The organism is Pseudoxanthomonas sp. z9 (genome assembly GCF_006542425.1).
Lineage (GTDB): Bacteria > Pseudomonadota > Gammaproteobacteria > Xanthomonadales > Xanthomonadaceae > Pseudoxanthomonas_A.
Genome location: NZ_VFID01000009.1, coordinates 1 through 18,551 on the forward strand (window position 1 = coordinate 1; position 18,551 = coordinate 18,551).

General features: G+C 68.8%; 17 protein-coding genes. 5 read left to right on the forward strand and 12 right to left on the reverse strand.

Going from position 1 to position 18,551, the window contains the following annotated elements:
- The 9 genes from FG323_RS11020 to FG323_RS11060 form a co-directional block, all read right to left on the reverse strand.
- A partial coding sequence (locus FG323_RS11020; protein WP_141454651.1) for an alpha/beta fold hydrolase occupies positions 1-483 on the reverse strand: 483 nt, incomplete at its 3' end.
- A gap of 93 nt (positions 484-576) precedes the next feature.
- On the reverse strand, positions 577-1,467 hold the full coding sequence (locus FG323_RS11025) for a hypothetical protein (protein WP_141454652.1): 891 nt from the start codon (positions 1,465-1,467) through the stop codon (positions 577-579).
- Positions 1,464-3,686, reverse strand: a complete 2,223-nt coding sequence (locus FG323_RS11030) for a M1 family metallopeptidase (RefSeq protein ID WP_249889318.1) — start codon at positions 3,684-3,686, stop codon at positions 1,464-1,466. Before FG323_RS11030 ends, FG323_RS11025 begins: the two co-directional genes overlap by 4 nt.
- A gap of 57 nt (positions 3,687-3,743) precedes the next feature.
- Entirely contained in the window at positions 3,744-4,535 is a 792-nt protein-coding gene (locus FG323_RS11035; RefSeq protein WP_141454655.1) for a lysophospholipid acyltransferase family protein, read from the reverse strand.
- 73 nt (positions 4,536-4,608) lie between these two features.
- Positions 4,609-5,043 carry a hotdog fold thioesterase gene (locus FG323_RS11040; protein ID WP_141454656.1) on the reverse strand — a complete coding sequence of 145 codons (435 nt, stop codon included), beginning with the start codon at positions 5,041-5,043 and terminating at the stop codon, positions 4,609-4,611.
- Positions 5,044-5,114: 71 nt separating this feature from the next.
- Positions 5,115-7,040, reverse strand: coding sequence for a phospholipase D family protein (locus tag FG323_RS11045; RefSeq protein WP_141454814.1), 1,926 nt, complete (start codon positions 7,038-7,040; stop codon positions 5,115-5,117).
- A gap of 38 nt (positions 7,041-7,078) precedes the next feature.
- On the reverse strand, positions 7,079-7,660 hold the full coding sequence (locus FG323_RS11050; RefSeq protein ID WP_141454658.1) for a YceI family protein: 582 nt from the start codon (positions 7,658-7,660) through the stop codon (positions 7,079-7,081).
- On the reverse strand, positions 7,657-8,133 hold the full coding sequence (locus FG323_RS11055) for a histidine phosphatase family protein (RefSeq protein ID WP_141454659.1): 477 nt from the start codon (positions 8,131-8,133) through the stop codon (positions 7,657-7,659). The genes FG323_RS11050 and FG323_RS11055 overlap by 4 nt, the downstream gene beginning before the upstream one ends.
- 21 nt (positions 8,134-8,154) lie before the next feature.
- On the reverse strand, positions 8,155-8,787 hold the full coding sequence (locus FG323_RS11060; protein ID WP_141454661.1) for a ParA family protein: 633 nt from the start codon (positions 8,785-8,787) through the stop codon (positions 8,155-8,157).
- A gap of 126 nt (positions 8,788-8,913) precedes the next feature.
- Here FG323_RS11060 and FG323_RS11065 point away from each other — a divergent pair, with 126 nt between their 5' ends.
- The gene (locus FG323_RS11065) at positions 8,914-10,392 is read left to right on the forward strand and encodes an AAA family ATPase (RefSeq protein ID WP_141454663.1); all 1,479 of its coding nucleotides are present in this window, start codon (positions 8,914-8,916) and stop codon (positions 10,390-10,392) included.
- A 53-nt stretch (positions 10,393-10,445) separates the two neighbouring features.
- On the opposite strand, the gene FG323_RS11070 is transcribed toward FG323_RS11065, so the two are convergent.
- Positions 10,446-11,636, reverse strand: coding sequence for an MFS transporter (locus FG323_RS11070; protein WP_141454665.1), 1,191 nt, complete (start codon positions 11,634-11,636; stop codon positions 10,446-10,448).
- 172 nt (positions 11,637-11,808) lie between these two features.
- Here FG323_RS11070 and FG323_RS11075 point away from each other — a divergent pair, with 172 nt between their 5' ends.
- Together FG323_RS11075 and zapE are read left to right on the forward strand one after the other, a co-directional pair.
- Positions 11,809-12,471: an alpha/beta fold hydrolase gene (locus tag FG323_RS11075; RefSeq protein WP_141454667.1), complete on the forward strand. Its 663-nt coding sequence runs from the start codon at positions 11,809-11,811 to the stop codon at positions 12,469-12,471.
- Positions 12,471-13,616 carry a cell division protein ZapE gene (zapE, locus tag FG323_RS11080; protein ID WP_141454668.1) on the forward strand — a complete coding sequence of 382 codons (1,146 nt, stop codon included), beginning with the start codon at positions 12,471-12,473 and terminating at the stop codon, positions 13,614-13,616. Before FG323_RS11075 ends, zapE begins: the two co-directional genes overlap by 1 nt.
- 19 nt (positions 13,617-13,635) lie before the next feature.
- Here the strand turns inward: zapE and FG323_RS11085 are convergent, their stop codons facing one another.
- Both FG323_RS11085 and FG323_RS11090 read right to left on the reverse strand, forming a co-directional pair.
- Positions 13,636-14,526, reverse strand: a complete 891-nt coding sequence (locus FG323_RS11085; protein WP_141454670.1) for a BPSS1780 family membrane protein — start codon at positions 14,524-14,526, stop codon at positions 13,636-13,638.
- A gap of 22 nt (positions 14,527-14,548) precedes the next feature.
- Entirely contained in the window at positions 14,549-15,274 is a 726-nt protein-coding gene (locus tag FG323_RS11090; RefSeq protein ID WP_141454672.1) for a glutamine amidotransferase, read from the reverse strand.
- A gap of 84 nt (positions 15,275-15,358) precedes the next feature.
- On the opposite strand from FG323_RS11090, the gene glyQ reads away from it, so the two are divergent.
- A complete protein-coding gene (gene glyQ, locus FG323_RS11095; protein ID WP_141454674.1) occupies positions 15,359-16,273 on the forward strand; it encodes a glycine--tRNA ligase subunit alpha in 915 nt (304 codons plus the stop codon).
- A gap of 113 nt (positions 16,274-16,386) precedes the next feature.
- Positions 16,387-18,462: a glycine--tRNA ligase subunit beta gene (gene glyS, locus FG323_RS11100; protein ID WP_141454676.1), complete on the forward strand. Its 2,076-nt coding sequence runs from the start codon at positions 16,387-16,389 to the stop codon at positions 18,460-18,462.
- Positions 18,463-18,551 lie beyond the last annotated feature (89 nt).

Here is an 18,551-nt window from a genome sequence, read left to right on the forward strand (position 1 = left end):
CAACGCCACCCGCAGGGCGAAGTTCCCACCCAGCGAGTAGCCCGCCAGCACCATCGGCCGGGTCGGGAAGCGGGCCGCGACATCGCCGACCGCATGGACGACCTCGTCGATGCGGTTGGAATGGAACAGTTCCTCGTTGAGGTGATGGGTATCGCCGTGATCGCGGAAGTTCAGCCGGAACACATCGAAACCGCGCAGCAGCAGTTCGGCCGCGGTCATCCGCATGTAGCTGGAGTCGGCGCTGCCTTCCCAGCCATGCAGGAGCACCGCCAGCGCGCGCGACGCGCGCCCAGGCACCTGGCTATGGAAACCCTGCAGGCGCACGCCGTCACCGCCATCGACGATGACTTCGGCGTTCGTCGCGCCGATGCGCTGCAGCGCGTGCACGCCACGCCTGCGGCGGATCAGGCTGGAACCCAGCACCGATTGCAGGTGCGGGTTGCGCAGCCAGCGCGGAGGTCGGTAGTCAGCAGCGGTCAGCATCGACGGCAAGCCATGCCCGTGGGAGGGGATGGCGGCATTGTCGCTCCAAAACCGCCGCCGCGCGGCCCCCGCGCGGCGGCATGCAGCGTTCCGTCAGGCAGCCCGGCGCGCCGCATCGTCCTCGACCACGGCGGCCAGCGCGCGCAGGCGCGCCAGCCGGACCCAGGCCAGCGCCGCGACCACCAGCTGCGCGCAGAATACCGCCAGCACGAACGCGCCCCAGCCAATGCCGGCCACGCGGCTGCGCAGCCACGCCAGCGCCAGCGCCACCGCGAAGCCGACCACGCAAACGAGCAGGTACAGGCCCAGTACGGCGAACGGGCGGCGCAGGAACAGCTTGAAGCTGCGCCACCACGCGCGGATCACCGAGCGGGTGTCGTCCAGCACCGCGATGCGCGCACGGGTCAGTTCGATACCGGCGTGGGCAAGGACGAACACCAGCACCGCGCCAGCCAGCGCCAACCGATCGCCATTGCGGGCGCTGGAAGCCAACACCGCCTCCTCGGCATGGGTGGTGGCGATGTCCATCCACCACGATCCCAATCCGACCGCGATGCCCAGCGGCAGCAGCGACCAGATCATCAGGCGCAACTGGCGTCCGTACTCGCGCATGCCTTCGCCGGCCAGCACGCCCAACCGTCCCGCGCGACCGTAGCGGATGCCGGCGAGCGTCACCCCGGTCAGCCAGGGCGACAGCAGCAAGCTCAATACCAAGCTGACCAGCACGCCGAAGCCCACGCTGGTGTCCTTGTCGAAGACCCGGGTGAGATCCGCCAGCGCCAGCGCATCCAGGCCGACCGCGTGACGGGCGGCATCGATGGTGTGGCCGAGCGCGCCGTCCAGCGCGCGCCAGACCGGGAACGCCGCGATCAACGCGACCACACCGAGCGCGATCATCCACAGCACCAGCACGCGCCACTGCAGGGCGCCACCGAACGCACCGAACAACTGGCGCCAGAAACCGAAACGGGAATGGGTGCTCATAGGCTCACCAGGAAGGTCTGCAGGGCTTGGAACAACGCCGCGAAATCGGCGCTCCAGCGGCGGGCGGCGCTGCCGTCGCCTTCCAGCGTGCGGCTGTCGTCCAGCTTGCTGGCATCGAGGTAATGCAGCTTCTGCGGATCCAGCTGCACCGACACCGCCTTGCTCGAACCCTCCCACACGAACCGCTTCCAGGCCGCGTCGTCATCCCATTGCACCGTCTTGCGGCTGCCGTCGGCGAAGGTGACCACCAGCGTCTGCGGGACCGCCGCGCCATCGCGACGCACCAGCACCGTGGTCCGCCACGGGAACGGCCCGCTGCCGGGCTTGGCCTTGGGATTGGCCTTGTCCCACGCCTCGCGCTGCCGGCTGATCCGCTTGTCGCGTTCGGCCTCGCTCACGTCCACGCGCTTGCCCTTTTCCATCTGGAACCCGGCCAGCGGCAACACCTCGGTGCTGGTGAAACGCTCGATGCGATCATCGACCTTGCGGGTGGCATACACCTGCTGGGCGAACACCCGCTCGACGACGTCGCGGCGGCCGGTCGAGACCGCCAGCGACTCGCGCAGATCCGCGATGCTGGGATGCCTGAATTTCCAGGTGGCGTAGTAGTCCTTGAACGCCTTCTCGATGGCCGGCGTGCCCAGTTGCGCTTCCAGGTCCCGCATCACCGTGGCCGTGCGCGAATACACCGCGCCATAGCTGCTGCTCGACAGCCGGCCCCAGGAATTGGCGCCGGTGCCGTCGGCCGGATCGTCCAGCCGCGCGCCCAGCCGCTCCAGCTCGAACTCGCCCAGGTGCGGCCGCACGCCCAACCGGCGCAGCCACTCGGGCGCGACGATGTAGCGATTGCCGGCCTCGCGCAGCATGCGCTGGTCCCAGTATTCGTTGAGGCCTTCGTCCAGCATCGGCTCCTCGAATTCGTTGGAAGCGAGGATGCCGTAGAAATAGCCGTGGCCGAACTCGTGGATGGTGACGAAATCCAGTGCCAGCGCGTTGATGCCCAGCGGCGGCACCTGTTCGAACGAATCGGCGGTGAAGAAGGTCGGGTATTCCATGCCCCCGGCCTCGGTGGCGTTGTGGGCCGGAATCACCACCGTCACCGTGCGGTATGGATACGGGCCCAGCGTGCGCGAGAAGTAGGTCAGCGAATCCTGCGTGGCCTTCAGGGCGGGCGCGGCGCTGGCCTTGAATTCCGGCGGATACAGCACGCGGATTTTCACTGGCGGGCTGCCCGGACCGGTCCAGTCGCCCAGCAGCGGTTCGGCATAGTTCTTGTCGGCCGTCCAGGCGAAGTCGTGCACGTCGTGCTGGACGTAGCGGTGGCGCGTACGCCCGTTGGCGGTCGCGGGCGTGCCCTGCAGCTCGCCGGTCGCCCCGACCCGGTACTCGCTAGGTACGTCCAGGGTCACGTCGTAGCTGCCGAAGTCGGCGTAGAACTCGCTGTGCAGGTGGAACTCGTGCACGTTCCAGCGCGGCGCGGTGGCACCGCGTTCGCCCGGCAGTTCCAGCACGCCGATCTTCGGAAACCACTGCGCGATCAGGTGGAAACTGCCGAAGTAGCCGGTGCGCGCGATGACCCGCGGCAACTGCGCGTCGAAATCGATGTCCAGGGTGGTGCTGCCACCCGGCGCGACGGCCTGCGGCAGGTCCAGCCGCACCACCGTCATGTCGGTGGACGGACCGTTGTCCGGCTGCACGAAGGTCTGCGACACCGCAGCACCGGCCTGCATGACCCGGGTCATGTCGATCCAGCCCCACTCGCCATCCTTCATCGGCACGTCGGAACGGAAGTCGAAGCCCAGGTTGCGTTTCTCGCTGAAGAAGGTGCTGCCTTCGTTGCGGAACGCATTGAGATACAGGTGCAGGTAGACCGCGCGAACCGGAACATCGCTGCGATTGCGCCAGGTCAGCTGCTGCTTGCCCTTGAGTGTGTGCTTGTCCGGATCCAGGCTGACCTGGATCCGGTAATCCACCACGCGATCGGAAAGCGTCGGTTCCTGGCCGGTGCGCGGCCCGCCCCAGGCCTGTGGTGAACTCGGCACGCTGACCGCCGCCGCGTCGGCGGCGGCGAACGGAATGTCGTCCCCGGGAACGCTGGCGGCGGCGGCAAGCGGTGGAGACGCGGGCATCGCCCTGGGCGGCCCGTCCGCCATCGCGAGCGCGGTCATCGCCGCGCCGACAAGCACCAGACCCGTTGCCTTCCACCAACGTGCTGCCATGGTCTCCCCTTCGAGTTGTCGTGGGCGGGCCCCTCACCCGCACCGAAGCGACCGAGCTTACCGCATCGCCGCGATGATGCGCTCGCGGGCAAGATCGGCGATGCGCCGGCGTCCTTCGACGTCGCTCACCCGGATCGGCTCGAGGAAACAGATCGCCGCTTCGCGCGACGGTTCGCCCAACAGGCGCAGGAAATTGGCGAAGAAGCTCTCGCGGGGGGCGAACGCCACCACCGTCTGCGCGCTCGCATGCGGGCCATAGCGCAACGCCACCGGCTGCACTGGCACCTCGGCTTCGACCGCGGCCAGGAAAATGCGCGCGTGGAACGGACCGACTTCCTGCCCGTCGCGCGTGCGTCCCTCGGGAAACACGCCCACCGAACGCCCGGCGCGCAGGCGCAGCAGCATTTCATGCAGCACGCCGCCGAGTGATTCCTGGCTGCCGCGCTGGTGGAAGATGGTTTCACCACGCTCGGCCAGCCAACCCACCACCGGCCAGCCGCGGATTTCGCGCTTGGCGACGAAACCCATCATCCGCTGGCTGTGCAGCATCTCGATGTCGACCCAACTGACGTGGTTGGCGACGAACAGGGTCGCGCCCGCCAGCGGGCGGCCTTCGCGGTGCAGCCGGAAACCGAAGATCCACATCAGCCCGGCCGACCAGGCGCGGACGACACGATGCTCCAGCCGCTCGCCGCCCACGTCCAGTCCGGCCCAGAGCGGCACCATCGACAGCAGGGTCAGCGGCAGGAGGACCAGCAGGTGGATCAGCAGCAGCGGCACGCGGTACAGGTAGCGGAACGCACGCGCCACACCGCCGCGTCCGGCGGCAGGAGTGGGGGTCAGGCTCATCCGCCCACGATACCGGATGCCCGCGTTCAGCGAAATGGAGATCGCGCGCCCTGGCCCTGGAAGTGGAGCAAGTTCAGGCGGCCGGCCCGGCCACCGGCACAACCGCCAGGGTGATGCGGGAGACGCAGACCAGCTTCCCGGCCTCGTTCTCGATGCGGATTTCCCAGACCTGGGTGCTGCGGCCGATGTGCAGCGCACGCGCGGTGCCGGTCACCGTGCCCTCGCGTACGGCGCGCACGTGGTTGGCGTTGATCTCCAGCCCGACCACCATCTCCCGGGTGGTGTCCACGGTGAGATTCCCGGCCATGCTGCCCAGGGTCTCGGCCAGCGCGACCGAAGCGCCGCCATGCAGGATGCCGAACGGCTGGTGGGTGCGCGCATCCACCGGCATGGTGCCGCGCAACCAGTCCTCGCCCGCCTCGGTCAGTACGATGCCCAGATGGCCGACCAGGCTGTTGCCGGCATGGGCGTTGATGGCGGCGAGATCGACGGGCTGGCGAAAGGCCATGGGCGGTGTCCTGTTGGATGGGGAGTGCGACAAGAACAGTTTAGGCCAGCGTCGCCGCTGGAGAGGCGCCGCTAGAGGATTGGCACCAGGCCGGCGCCGAAGGCGGTCAGGATGCGCGTATACAGCCACTTCGGACCGATGTTCACTTCCGGGAAGTCGCCCACCGATCGATAGCACTGGTGGAAGCGCGGGTCCCCCGGTGGCAACGGTTCCAGGCAATCGGGCCCCGGCACGAACTCGTAGCTGGTCGCGTAGCGCCAGGGCCACAGATCAAACAGCGGCAACGCCTCGGAGACCTTGCCCAGGCTGTAGTCCAGCCCGGAGAACACCGGTGGCTTGACCTTGCGCGCCACCAGCCAGGAATTCTCCGGCTTCATGTCGCGGCGGATGCTGTCGGCGAGCGCCCGCGCGAACGTCTCGTCCTCGATGATCACCACGCTCTCGGTGTTGTAGGTTTCCGAGCGCGGATCGAAATTGTGCGTGCCGATCACGCCGATGCGCCCGTCGATGACCATCGATTTGGCGTGCAGGCCCATGCGCACGCCGGCGCGCTTGAGCGGCACCGGCCCGGTCGCCGCGCCGCTGCTGAGGAACGACGGCCGCGCCTCGGTGCGCTGCAGCTTGCGGGTGGTCTCGCCTGGCGATTCGCGTCGCTCCCCGGACGACGACGGTCCGATCGAGCCCGACGGTCCGCGCGGACGACTGCGCGAGGAAGGATCGGCGGGCGCCACCGGTGGCCCTTCCGGCATCAGCGTGGCGTAGTCGACCGGCGCGTCCTCGGGAAACGGCTTGTACTCGTGGATCTCGAAGCCGAACTCGCGCAGGTAGCGGCGCTTGTACTTGAACGACATCGAGTAGACGACCGGATTGTCGGTCGCCGCCAGGCTGTTGGTCGACACGATCACCTTCGGCGGCGGCTGGCGCTTGCGCATGTTGCGGAAGATCTCCTGCGCCTGCTTGGACATCACCAGGTACGGCGTCTGCAGCAGTACTTCCTGGCTGGCATTGCCGATCAGGGTCTCCAGCTCCGGCGCCGAAGGCGCCGCATCGCTGCCATGCTCGCGGCGATGCTTCTGCGGCAGATCGGCCACGTACTTGACCTCGCCGACCGGCAATGCCGATTCGACCAGCCGCTCCTGGATCACCGCGGGATCGGCGGCATCCTGCGCCATCGCCGCCACCCGTTCCGGTCGCAGGAAGCGTGCCGGTGGCATCTCCGGCACGCCCCCGCGCAGCAGGGTACGGCCGACGTCGTTCAGGCGCTCGGCCGGGATGCTCCGGCGCGCATCCCAGAACGCCTGGAAGTTGACCGCCATGTCGCGCGCGGCCGGGCCGGCCACCAGCACGTCGCGATCGCGGAAGTTGTACTCCGCGTCCCAGTCGTAATAGTCGTCCTGGTAATTACGCCCGCCGGTGATGCCGATTTCCCCGTCCACCAGCAACAGCTTGGTGTGCATGCGCTGGTTGAAGCGGCGGAAGCAACACAGCACGCTGCCGGCGTAGTCGAAATAGTTGAGCTTGGCCTTGCCGAAACTGGGGTTGTAGATGCGGATGGCGAAGTTCTGGTGGGCACCGGCCAGGGCGCCGAGAATCTGCAGGTCGGCAATCGCGGAGAGCTGATCGATCAGCAGCCGCACCTTGACCCCGCGCCGGGCCGCGGCCAGCAGTTCGTCGATGACCAGCCGGGCGCTGTCGTCCTTGTCGAAGATGTAGGTCTGCAGGTCGATGTTGCGATGCGCGCTGCGGATCAGGTTGAGCCGCGCCAGCAGCGAATCCTCGCCGCGATCCAGGATCAGCGCGTAGTGCCGCGGCGACTGCGGCGTGGACGCCGACAGCGCGCGCGGTCCCAGGTCATGCAGCGGCGAAGACAGCGCGCAGGCATCGGCCTGGCGGCAGTCCACCACGTCCGAGCGTGCGGCGCTGGCGATTCCGGCCGCGCGGTCGCGCTGGGCATCGCTCAGGCCGGCGCAGGCGGTGCACGCCAGCGACAGCAGAATCGCCGCGCGGCGCGCGGCGTCGCGTAGCAGGGAAAGATTCACTGCGGGGCTCCGTCCCTGACCCGGGCGCGCAGCACGAACACCACGCGGTCATTCACGGCCAGCTTCCAGTCGTCCATGTCGTAGTCGCTGCGGCGCACCGCACCGGTCGCGACCACGTCGCAGTCCACCGCCGGGCGCGCGCAGGTGGCCGGTTCCACGGTCAGGCTGCGCGGGCGGCTGATGCCGCGGATGCTCAGGTCGCCTTCCAGCAGGCCGCCCTCGCGCAGCAGCTGCGGCACATAGGGCTTGGAGATGAAGGTCACCACGGGATAGCGGTCGGCCTCGAAGAACTTCTCGCTGCGCGCCCACTGGGTGTAGCGCGGGTAGCCGACAATCTCGACGTCGCGGGTATACATGCGCAGGTGGACCTGCTGGCGACCATCCGCCAGTACCCGCACCTGTCCTTCGTATTGCGGAAACAGTCCGTCCAGCCGCTGTCCCCAGCGCGTGCGCAGCTCAAAACCCAGCCGCGTGTGCGCCGGGTCGAAATTCTTGTCTCCGCCCGCCCAGACCGGCCAGGCGCACAACAGGCCGAGTCCGCAGACACCCAGCCAACTTCTTCCGGACAGCAGCGTCATGGCCACCAGAACGAGGACAGGGTGGCGACGCCGGGTTCGATGGTGGCGTCGACCGGCAGGCTCAGCACCACCACCGCCGAGGTGGGCATGCCGCGATAGTCACCGGACTGGCCGCTGTGCATCAGTGCGGCCAGGCGCTCGAAGCCGGGGTTGTGTCCGACCAGCATCAGGCGCTCGACCTCGCGGTGGCCGTCGGCCACTTCGGCCAGCGTGCCGGCGGTCGCCTCGTAGATCGCATCTTCAAGACGCTGTTCGACGTAGCCGATGGCCTCCAGCACCGCTTCGAGGGTCTCGCGCGCGCGGCGCGCGGGCGAACACAGCACCCGGTCCGGCACCAGCCCGTGCTCGGCCAGCCAGCGGCCGGCGGCCTCCGCCTCGGCCAGGCCTTGCGGTGACAACGGCCGATCGAAGTCGGACTGCCCGGCAATGGCGGGCTCGGCGTGCGCGTGGCGCAGCAGGATCAGTTGACGCATCGGGCAGGGACTCCTTCCTGGTCAGGCTTTCTTGATCCACTTCAAGAGCGGATCCCAATCGGATTGATGATCGCGGACCTGGGCCGAACGGTAGTCGAACAGGCTGCGCCCCAGTCCCGCCAGCACCACGTAGGCCTGGGTGTCGCGCAGCTGCGCCACCACCGGATAGGGCCAGGTCGAGAGCATCTCGACCGCCTGCTGCGAAGCATTGGTCCAGGGTTTGCTGCGGTTGACCACCAGCCCCACCGGCAGCTTGCGCTTGTGCACCCGCGGCACCTTGGCCAGGGTGTTGAGGAAGCCGACCGTGGCCTCGATATCCATCGCCGAAGGCAGCACCGGCACCACTACCGCGTCGGCCTTGTCCAGGAACGATTCCAGATCCGTCGCCATCGCGCCGGCGGCGGCGTCGATGATTACCCGGTCGGCATCGTCGGGCACGGCGTCGCGCCATGCGCGCCGGCCGGTGCCGTCCACCGGCAGCACCGCGCTCTCCAGCTCCGCGCGGCGTTCGGCCCAGCGGGTCGATGACCCCTGCGGGTCGGCGTCCACCAGCACCGTGCGCTTGCCGTCGAGGGCGAAGTTCGCCGCCAGGTTCGTGGCGATGGTGCTCTTGCCTGCGCCGCCCTTGGAGCTGGCGACCAGAATCGTCTTCATGCGCTCACCTCGTTGCCCGGGAAGCCGCAGGGTACACCGGCGGCCGGCGGGCGGGAATCGCCCGGCTTGTCCACGCCGCGTGAAGCGCTTTGCTATCTTTCGTTCCCCGAGGGAACGACCGCTTTCATGAACGAACTCCAGGATTTGACCGCGCTGATCCGGGCCAACACCCCGCTGATCGTGATCGAGACCCAGGACGAAGCCCGCGCGGTCGATCTGTTCCGGCAGACCCTCTCCCAGGTCTGGCGGGCCCTGTACCGGTGGACGATCACCGAGGGCCTGCGCCGCATCGACATGGACCGCGAGGACGAGCCGGAAGGGCCGCCCGACGCCAGCGCCGCCTTGCAGGCCATGCGCCAGGCCAGCCAGCGCGGCGTCTACCTGCTGCTGGATTTCCATCCCTACCTGGGCTACGCCAGCAGCCAGCGCGCGCTGCGCGACCTGATCCAGCGCCGCCACTGCCTGCCGCACGTGATCGTGCTGGTTGGCCACAAGGTCGAGCTGCCGCCGGAACTGGAATCGATGGCGGTACGGTTCAGCCCGCGCCTGCCCGATGCCACCGCCCTGCAGAAGATGCTGCGCGAGGAAGCTGACGGCTACGCCCGCGAGAACGGCGGCCGCCGGGTCGAGGTGGACGGCGACGCCGCCCGCCAGGTCCTGCGCAACCTGCAGGGACTGAGCCTGTCCGACGCCCGCCGCATCGCCCGCCAACTAATCCACGCCGACGGCGCCCTCAACGCCGACGACCTGCCGCAGCTGACCCGGCTCAAGTTCGAACTGCTCAACCGCAGCGGCCACCTGCACTACGAATATGACACCGCGCGCTTCGCCGACGTGGCCGGGGCGCGCCGGCTCAAGCGCTGGATCGAGCAGCGCCGGGCCGCCTTCACCGGCAACGTCCCGCCCGGGCTGGATCCGCCGCGCGGCGTGCTGTTGCTGGGTGTACAGGGCTGCGGCAAGTCGATGCTGGCCAAGGCCACCGCCGCCGGCTTCGGCGTGCCGCTGCTGCGGCTGGACTTCGGCACCCTGTACGACAAGTACCACGGCGAGACCGAGAAGAACCTGCGCGCCGCGCTCGCCTCGGCCGAGCAACTGGCGCCCTGCGTGCTGTGGATCGACGAGGTCGAAAAGGGCCTGGCCAGCGGCGGCGAGGACGGCGGCGTATCGCGGCGGGTGCTGGGCTACCTGCTGACCTGGATGGCCGAACGCAAGGCGCCGGTGTTCCTGGTCGCCACCGCCAACCAGGTCCAGGACTTGCCGGCCGAACTGCTGCGCAAGGGCCGCTTCGACGAAATCTTCTTTGTCGACCTGCCCGACGCCGATACCCGCGTGGAGATCCTGCGCGTGCACCTGGCCCGCCGGCAGTTGCCGCTGGACGATCTGCAACTACCGGCGCTGGCGGCGGCGGCGAACGGTTTCTCCGGCGCCGAACTGGAGCAGGTCATCGTCTCCGCGCTGTATACGGCGCACGGCGACCAGCGCATGCTGGACACCGAACTGCTGATGGACGAGATCCGCAACACCCGCCCGCTGTCGGTGCTGATGGCCGAACAGGTCGGCGCGCTGCGCGAGTGGGCGCGCGAGCGGACCGTGCCGGCCGATTGACGCGTTGGACAGGCGGCATCCGCCAGGCGCCCCGCGGCGCCGGCGCCATCGCCTCACATGCCGCTGTCGCCGCACTCGCAGGCCGCCAGCGCCGGACGCAAGGCGCGCTGTTCCAGCGCCGCGCTGAGCGCGGTCAGGCCCAGCCCCACCGCGGTCACCATCGCTGCGGCCACGCCCAGCCACGGATAGGCGGCGCCGTTCGCCAGCAGGCTGGCGCCAATCCAGGCGCCGCCGGCGTTGCCGAGGTTGAAGGCGCTCTGGTTGAGCGTGGATGCGAGCAGCGGCGCGTCCTTCGCCTGCTGCACCGAGCGCGCCTGCAAGCCGGGACCGCCAATGAAACCGATGAAGCCGATCAGGAACACGCCGGCGATCGCGAACGGCTTGAGGTGCATGGTCGCGGCGAACAGCAGGAAGAACACGCACAGCGTCGACAGGGCAATCATCAGCGCGCGCATCAGTTTCCAGTCGGCCAGACGCCCGCCCAGCAGCGTGCCCAGGGTCGCGCCCAGGCCGAACAGCACCAGCACCGCGCCCACCGAATGGCTGGCGACGCCGGCTTCGTCGGTGAGGATCGGCACGATGTAGGTGAACACCGCGAACACGCCGCCGAAACCGAACACCGTCATGCCCAGCGCCAGCAGCACCTGCGGCTCGCGCAGCACGCGCAGTTCGCGGCCCAGCCGCGGTGGCGCCAGATCATGCAGCACGGGAACGTAGCGGGCGATGGCGATCAGGGCCGCCGCGCCCAGCGCTACCACCGCCCAGAAGGTCGCGCGCCAGCCCAGCGCCTGGCCCAGCCAGGTGCCCGCGGGCACGCCGAGGATGTTGGCGACGGTCAGGCCGGTGAACATCAGCGCGATGGCCTGCGCGCGCTTGCCCGGCGGGGCGATGTGACCGGCCACCACCGCGCCGGCGCCGAAGAAGGAGCCATGCGCGAGCGCGGCGATCACCCGCGCCGCCATCAGGGTCGGGTAGTTGGGCGCCAGCGCGCACAGCAGGTTGCCGAGCACGAACACGCCCATCAGCACCAGCAGCACCGCCTTGCGCGGCAGCCGCGCGGTCGCCATCGCCAGCAACGGTCCGCCGAACACCACGCCCAGCGCGTAGCCGGACACCAGCATGCCGGCGGAGGGAATCGAGACATCGAGGTCCTGCGCCATCTGCGGCAACAGGCCCATCACCACGAATTCGGTGGTGCCGATGGCGAAAGCGCTCACGGCGAGCGCGACGAGGGGAAGGCGCATGCGGGCGGAAATCCCGGCAAAACCGGGCATCGCGGGCGGAAGGGACCAGCGATTGTGCACCGCAACAATGGCGGCCGCAAGACGGATTTGTCGAACGCAGCGTCGCACGCATGCCGGTCCACGCGTCCGCGTGCGCGCCGGCGTGGGCCGGGCGAAGCCTTATCATGTGCGCATGTCGACACCCGATTTCCCCCGCCAGACCGCCAATCTCGAACTGCCTGGCCCGGTCGGTCCGCTGGAGATCGCCGTCGAGTGGCCGGACGACGATGTCGCCACGCTGCCGCTGACCGCGATCGTCTGCCATCCGCTGCCCACCGAGGGCGGCACCATGCACAACAAGGTGGTGGTGATGACCGCGCGCAGCCTGCGCGAGCTGGGCGCGGTGACGGTACGCTTCAACTTCCGCGGCACCGGTGGCTCGGCCGGCAACTTCGACCATGGCGACGGCGAATCCGAGGATCTGCAGGCGGTGGTCGAATGGGTGCGCGCGCAGCGCCCCGGGACGCGGCTGTGGCTGGCCGGTTTCAGCTTTGGCGCGTACGTCTCGCTGCGCAGCGCCGAAGCGCTCAAGCCCGACGCGCTGATTTCGATCGCGCCGCCGGCGGGCCGCTGGGATTTCGCCGCCATCGAACCGCCGTCCTGTCCGTGGCTGGTGATCCAGGGCGAGCAGGACGAGATCGTCGAGCCCCAGGTGGTCTACGACTGGATCGACAAGCTCAGGAATCCGCCGGAACTGATCCGCATGCCCGAGACCAGCCATTTCTTCCACCGCAAGCTGATGGACCTGCGCGGGGCGATCAAGCACGCGATGAAGGCCTGGCTGCCGGAGGCGTGATGGCGGACGGCGATACCCCGGTGCCACTGACGCCGTCGCAGGCCTATGCCCGCGGCGTCGCCGAAGGCCGCTGGCGCGATGATCCGGCGCAGTACGACGCGCTGCGCGAACTGGATCGCATCCACCTGGCCCTGCTCGAAGACTCCCAGGACGGCTGGCTGGATCGCCTGTCCTCGTTCTGGAAGAAGCCCGAGCCGGTCCGCGGTCTGTATTTGTGGGGTGGCGTCGGCCGCGGCAAGACCTTCCTGATCGACCTGTTCTACGACGGCCTGCCACTGGAACCGTTCCATCCTGATTCGGCGCGCGCGGCCGGTGGCAAGTACCGCACCCACTTCCACCGCTTCATGCGCGGCGTGCACGAACGCCTGCGCGAGCATGCCGGGCAGAGCGATCCGCTGGCGAAGATCGCGCAGGAATGGCGGGATCGCCTGCGCGTGCTGGTGCTGGACGAGTTCTTCGTCACCGACATCGGCGACGCGATGCTGCTGGGACGCCTGCTGGAACGCCTGATCGCCGAGGGCGTGACCCTGGTGACCAGCTCCAACACCGGCCCCGAAAACCTCTACAAGGACGGCTTGCAGCGCGACAGCTTCCTGCCTGCGATCGCGCTGCTGCAGAAATACTGCGTGGAAGTGCACGCCATCGGCGCGGAGGACTATCGCCTGCGCGCGCTGACCCGCTCGCCGGTCTACCGCGCGCCGCTGGACGCGCAATCGGACGCCTGGCTGTGCGAGCGCTGGAAGGAACTGAGCGCAGGCAGCGCCACCCGCGACGGCAACATCGTCATCGATGATCGCCGGATTCCGGTGCGCGGACGCGGCAAGGGCATCGTCTGGTTCGACTTCACCGCGATCTGCGAAGGCCCGCGCGGCACCACCGACTACATCGAGGTGGCGCGCGAGTTTCACACCGTGCTGCTGGGCGGAATCCCCCGCTTCGATCGGCTCAACGAGGACGCCGCGCGCCGCTTCGTCAACCTGATCGACGAACTCTACGACCGCCAGGTCAACCTGGTCTGCACCGCCAGCGCCGCGCCCACCGATCTGTATACGGGCGAGCGCCTGCAGGGCGCGTTCGAACGCACCGCCTCGCGCCTGATCGAAATGCAGAGCGCCGAATACCTGGGAACCGGGCACCGCGCCTGAAGGCACGGGCGACCCGGAATCAGACTTCGATGTGCGTGGTGGCGGCGGCCGCGGCGGGTACGGCCGAACCCGCCGCCGTCATCATCTGTCGCCAGGCGGTATACATGGCACCGGCCAGCACTGGCGTCAGCACCGCCAACAACACCAGTTGCCACAGCAGCGCGGCGATGACGGGACCCGCCACCAACTGGAGTATCACCAGCAACAGCATCGAACCGAAGGTAATCGCGAAGATCGCGATACCGGCCAGCAGGTAGAACACCAGCATCGCGGTCCAGTTGTGCACGCAGGCGCGCAGGCTGTTGCGCATTGCCGTGATGGCATCGGTGCCACTGAACAGGATCTGCGGCGCGGCGATGAACGTCATCCACTTGATGCCCACGAAGGTCAGCGCCACCAGCAGCAGCCACAGCAGGAGGCGACCGGCCGGCAGGTCCTTCACCAGCGACGGATCCGGCTGGCCGCCCTCGGCGGCGACGGCCTGCATCTGCACCCACACGTCCCCCAGGTGCTTGAGCTGTTCAGGGCCGATCATCACCAGCAGCAGCAGGCCGAGCGCGAACGAGGCGATCAACTGCGGCAGCAGGGTGATCAACAGCGCCAGACCATGCCCGTCGCGGATCGGCTGCAACAGATGGGCGGGCTGGGCCGGGCGGCCCTGGTCCACTTCCCGCGCCGCCCAGATCATCGCGCCGAAGAACAGCGGACCGGCGAGGATCAACAGGAACTGCGCGGCGTACAGCAGCACGGTCACGCCGGTCGCGCCCGCCAGCACCATCAGCACCGTGGAGCCGAGGCCCCACAGGATCGCGAGCGTGCCCAGCGCGACCGGCGCCCGGCGCAGCAGCGCGAATCCACCCAGCAGCCATTCCGCGCCGGCGCTGGCCGGCACCTTGTTGATCGTGCTCATCGGTAATCCGTGGAAGGGAAGCTCAGCGGGCCTGCAGCCCGCGCGCGTGCGCGACGAAGCGCCGCAATAGTTTGCGGGCTTGCGGCGCCGCCGTCACGCCGCGGGCGATGCTGCCGGGGCAGCGACCCTCGTTGCGCAGGTGTTCGGCGCGCGCGTGGACGTAGCCGCGCATGTGGTGGGTGGCGAATTCGGGGTGGAACTGCACGCCCCAGGCCCGGTCCCGCCAGCGAAAGGCATGGCATTGGTCCTGTTCGGAGCGGGCCAGCACGGTGGCGCCGTCCGGCGCCCGCAGCACCGTCTGCACATGGGTGGCATGGGCGGCAAAACTGGCCGGCAACCCGGCGAACAGCGGATCGCCGTCGGCGTGCGGATGCAGGTCGATGGTCACCGTGCCGGATTCGCGCCCGGCCGGGTTGTAGGCGACCTCGCCGCCGAGCGCATGCGCCAGCAACTGGTGGCCGTAACAGATGCCCAGCACCGGCACGCCTTCGTGGGCGGCCTCGCGCAGCCAGTCGGCGCTGCGCTCGCTCCAGTCGGCGCGGTCGGTGACCATCGCCGCCGAGCCGCTGACGATGACCCCGGCGAAACCCTCGCGGCGCGGCAGCGCGTCGCCGCGCTCGACGTTGCTCACCACTGCCTCGTCCGCCTCCAGCCCGGCCGCCACCCGGATCCAGTGCGGAAAGCCGCCATAACGTCGCATCGACGGCACCGGCTGGCCGGTTTCGACGATGAGGAAGGGCGCTTTCAAGGGAACGTCCACGGCGGGCAAACGAAGGTGGGGCGGGGGTTCCCCCGTATACTAGCCCGCTTTTCCGCAGTGCACGATAAGCCGATGGCCGCCACTTCGACCCCCGCCGTCACCTTCCAGGGCCTCATCCAGACCCTGAACCAGTACTGGGCCGCGCAGGGCTGCGTGCTGATCCAGCCGCTGGACCTGGAGGTCGGCGCCGGCACCTTCCATCCCGCCACCTTCCTGCGTGCGCTCGGCCCGGAGCCGTGGAACGCCGCCTACGTGCAGCCCAGCCGCCGTCCCACCGACGGCCGCTACGGCGAGAACCCGAATCGCCTGCAGCGCTATTACCAGTACCAGGTGGTGATGAAGCCCAACCCGGACAACATCCAGGAGTTGTACCTGGAGTCGCTGAAGGCGCTGGGCATCGATCCGCGCGTGCACGACCTGCGCTTCGTCGAGGACAACTGGGAATCGCCGACCCTCGGCGCCTGGGGCCTGGGCTGGGAAGTCTGGCTCAACGGCATGGAGGTCACCCAGTTCACCTACTTCCAGCAGGCCGGCGGCCTGGAGTGCCGGCCGGTGCTGGGCGAGATCACCTACGGCCTGGAGCGGTTGTGCATGTACCTGCAGAACTGCGACAACGTGTACGACCTGGTGTGGACCGAGGGTCCGCAGGGCATCGTCACCTACGGCGATGTCTACCACCAGAACGAAGTCGAGCAGAGCACCTACAACTTCGAATACGCCGACGTCGCGGAGATGTTCCACCGCTTCGACGCCTGCGAGGCCGAGGCGATGAAGCTGGTCGAGGCGGGCCTGCCGCTGCCGGCGTACGAACAGGTCTGCAAGGCCTCGCACAGCTTCAACCTGCTGGACGCGCGCCGCGCCATTTCGGTGACCGAGCGCCAGCGCTACATCCTGCGCGTGCGCAAGCTGGCCCAGGCGGTCGCCGAGGCCTACCACGCGCAGCGCGAGAAGCTCGGCTTCCCCGGACTGAAAAACCGGACGCCATGACACACGTCCTTCCCCCGCCCGCGGGGGAAGGTGCCCGAAGGGCGGATGGGGGCGAGCCCCGTGCCCTACCCACCGCGTCGAAGCGGGACAGGCAAGACACCAGGTTGCACGACATGAGCGAACAAAAATCCCTGCTGATCGAACTCGGTACCGAGGAACTGCCGGTCAAGGCGCTGCCCGGACTGGCGCAAGCGTTCTTCGACGGCGTGCTCGGCGCGCTGGAAAAGCGCGGCATCGACTTCCAGCGCGGCGAAGCCAAGCCGTTGTACACGCCGCGCCGCCTGGCCGTGCTGCTGCCCGGCGTGGCGGTGGAGCAGCCGGAACAGAAATCGGAAGTGCTGGGGCCGTACCTCAACATCGCGCTGGATGCCAATGGCGAGCCGACCAAGGCGCTGCAGGGATTCGCCGCCAAGGCCGGGCTCGACTGGACCCAGTTGGAGCGCACCACCGACGGCAAGGGCGAGCGCTTCGTCCACCGCGCGATCAGGCCGGGCGTGAAGACCGCCGGCCTGCTGCCGGAGATCGTGCGCGAAGCCATCGCCGCCATGCCCATTCCCAAGCCGATGCGCTGGGGCGATCACGACTACGCCTTCGCCCGCCCGGTGCACTGGCTGGTGCTGCTGCTCGGCGGCGACGTGGTCGAGGCCGAGGTGCTGGGCGTGAAGGCCGATCGCATGAGCCGCGGCCACCGCTTCGAGCATGACAAGCCCGTCTGGATCGGCCAGCCGGGCGACTACGTGGACGCGCTGCGCGCGGCGCGGGTGCTGGTCGACGCCGGCGAGCGCCGCCAGCGCATCGTCGCCGAGGTGGAAGCGGCGGCGCACCAGGCCGGTGGCGTGGCCCGCGTCACCGACGACAACCTGGAGCAGGTGGTCTGCCTGACCGAATGGCCGACCGCGGTGCTGTGCAGCTTCGAACCGGCGTTCCTGGCGGTACCGCAGGAAGCGCTGATCGAAACCATGGAAATCAACCAGAAGTTCTTCCCGGTGCTCGGCGAGACCGGCAAGCTGACCGAACACTTCATCGGCATCGCCAACATCGAATCGCGCAATCCCGCCGAAGTCCGCAAGGGCTACGAGCGCGTGATCCGTCCACGCTTCTCCGACGCCAAGTTCTTCTTCGACGAGGATCTCAAGCAGGGCCTGGCGTCGATGGGCGAAGGCCTGAAGACGGTCACCTACCAGGCCAAGCTGGGCAGCGTGGCGGACAAGGCCGCGCGCGTGGCCGCGCTGGCCGAGACGATTGCCCCGCAGGTGGGTGCGGATCCGGCCGAGGCGCGTCGTGCCGCCGGACTGTGCAAGAACGACCTGCAGTCGCGCATGGTCAACGAATTCCCGGAACTGCAGGGCATCGCCGGCCGCCACTACGCGCTGGCGGCGGGTGAACCGAAGGAGATCGCGCTGGCGATCGACGAGGCCTACCAGCCGCGCTTCGCCGGCGACGACATCGCGCTCTCGCCGCTGGGCAAGGTGCTGGCCATCGCCGAGCGCCTGGACACCCTGGCCGGCGGTTTCGCCGCGGGCCTGAAGCCGACCGGCAACAAGGATCCGTTCGCCCTGCGCCGCAATGCGCTGGGCCTGGCGCGCACGGTGATCGAATCCGGCTTCAATCTGGATCTGCCCAGACTGCTCACCCATGCCAACCAGGCATTGGCCGCGCGCAGCGTTCAGGCCGACACCTCCGAACTCTATGACTTCATCCTCGATCGCCTGCGCGGCTACTACGCCGACAAGGGCGTGCCGGCCGCGCACTTCAACGCGGTCGCCGAACTGAAGCCTGCCTCGCTGTACGACTTCGACACCCGGCTGGATGCGATCGGCACCTTCGCCAGCCTGCCGGAAGCCGAAGCGCTGGCCGCCGCCAACAAGCGCATCAACAACATCCTGAAGAAGGCCGATATCGCGATTCCGGCGATGGAGGATCGCGCGCTGTTGAACGAGCCTGCGGAAAGCGCGCTGGCCGAGGCGGTGGAGGCCGCGCTGGGCGATACCGACGACGCCCTGCACCACCACGACTACGTCAGCGTGCTGAACCGGCTGGCGCGCCTGCGTCCGCAGGTGGACGCGTTCTTCGACAGCGTGATGGTCAACGCGGACGATCCGGCCATCCGCGCCAATCGCCTGGCCCTGCTCAAGCGCCTGGCCGATCGTTTCCGCGCGGTCGCGGCCATCGAACACCTGTCGGCCTGAAATCCCTTCTCCCCGCATCCGCGGGGAGGTTCCCGCGTGCGGGTCGCGTGCCCGCCACGCATGGCTCCCGTCTTCGAGGCCAAAGGAAT

What these genes read in the sequence shown, in the direction of transcription:
- FG323_RS11025 (WP_141454652.1), bottom strand. Translation starts at nt 1,467, where the DNA reads ATGAGCACCCATTCCCGTTTCGGTTTCTGGCGCCAGTTGTTCGGTGCG.
- FG323_RS11030 (WP_249889318.1), bottom strand. Translation starts at nt 3,686, where the DNA reads ATGGCAGCACGTTGGTGGAAGGCAACGGGTCTGGTGCTTGTCGGCGCG.
- FG323_RS11035 (WP_141454655.1), bottom strand. Translation starts at nt 4,535, where the DNA reads ATGAGCCTGACCCCCACTCCTGCCGCCGGACGCGGCGGTGTGGCGCGT.
- FG323_RS11040 (WP_141454656.1), bottom strand. Translation starts at nt 5,043, where the DNA reads ATGGCCTTTCGCCAGCCCGTCGATCTCGCCGCCATCAACGCCCATGCC.
- FG323_RS11050 (WP_141454658.1), bottom strand. Translation starts at nt 7,660, where the DNA reads ATGACGCTGCTGTCCGGAAGAAGTTGGCTGGGTGTCTGCGGACTCGGC.
- FG323_RS11055 (WP_141454659.1), bottom strand. Translation starts at nt 8,133, where the DNA reads ATGCGTCAACTGATCCTGCTGCGCCACGCGCACGCCGAGCCCGCCATT.
- FG323_RS11060 (WP_141454661.1), bottom strand. Translation starts at nt 8,787, where the DNA reads ATGAAGACGATTCTGGTCGCCAGCTCCAAGGGCGGCGCAGGCAAGAGC.
- FG323_RS11065 (WP_141454663.1), top strand. Translation starts at nt 8,914, where the DNA reads ATGAACGAACTCCAGGATTTGACCGCGCTGATCCGGGCCAACACCCCG.
- FG323_RS11070 (WP_141454665.1), bottom strand. Translation starts at nt 11,636, where the DNA reads ATGCGCCTTCCCCTCGTCGCGCTCGCCGTGAGCGCTTTCGCCATCGGC.
- FG323_RS11075 (WP_141454667.1), top strand. Translation starts at nt 11,809, where the DNA reads ATGTCGACACCCGATTTCCCCCGCCAGACCGCCAATCTCGAACTGCCT.
- zapE (WP_141454668.1), top strand. Translation starts at nt 12,471, where the DNA reads ATGGCGGACGGCGATACCCCGGTGCCACTGACGCCGTCGCAGGCCTAT.
- FG323_RS11085 (WP_141454670.1), bottom strand. Translation starts at nt 14,526, where the DNA reads ATGAGCACGATCAACAAGGTGCCGGCCAGCGCCGGCGCGGAATGGCTG.
- glyQ (WP_141454674.1), top strand. Translation starts at nt 15,359, where the DNA reads ATGGCCGCCACTTCGACCCCCGCCGTCACCTTCCAGGGCCTCATCCAG.
- glyS (WP_141454676.1), top strand. Translation starts at nt 16,387, where the DNA reads ATGAGCGAACAAAAATCCCTGCTGATCGAACTCGGTACCGAGGAACTG.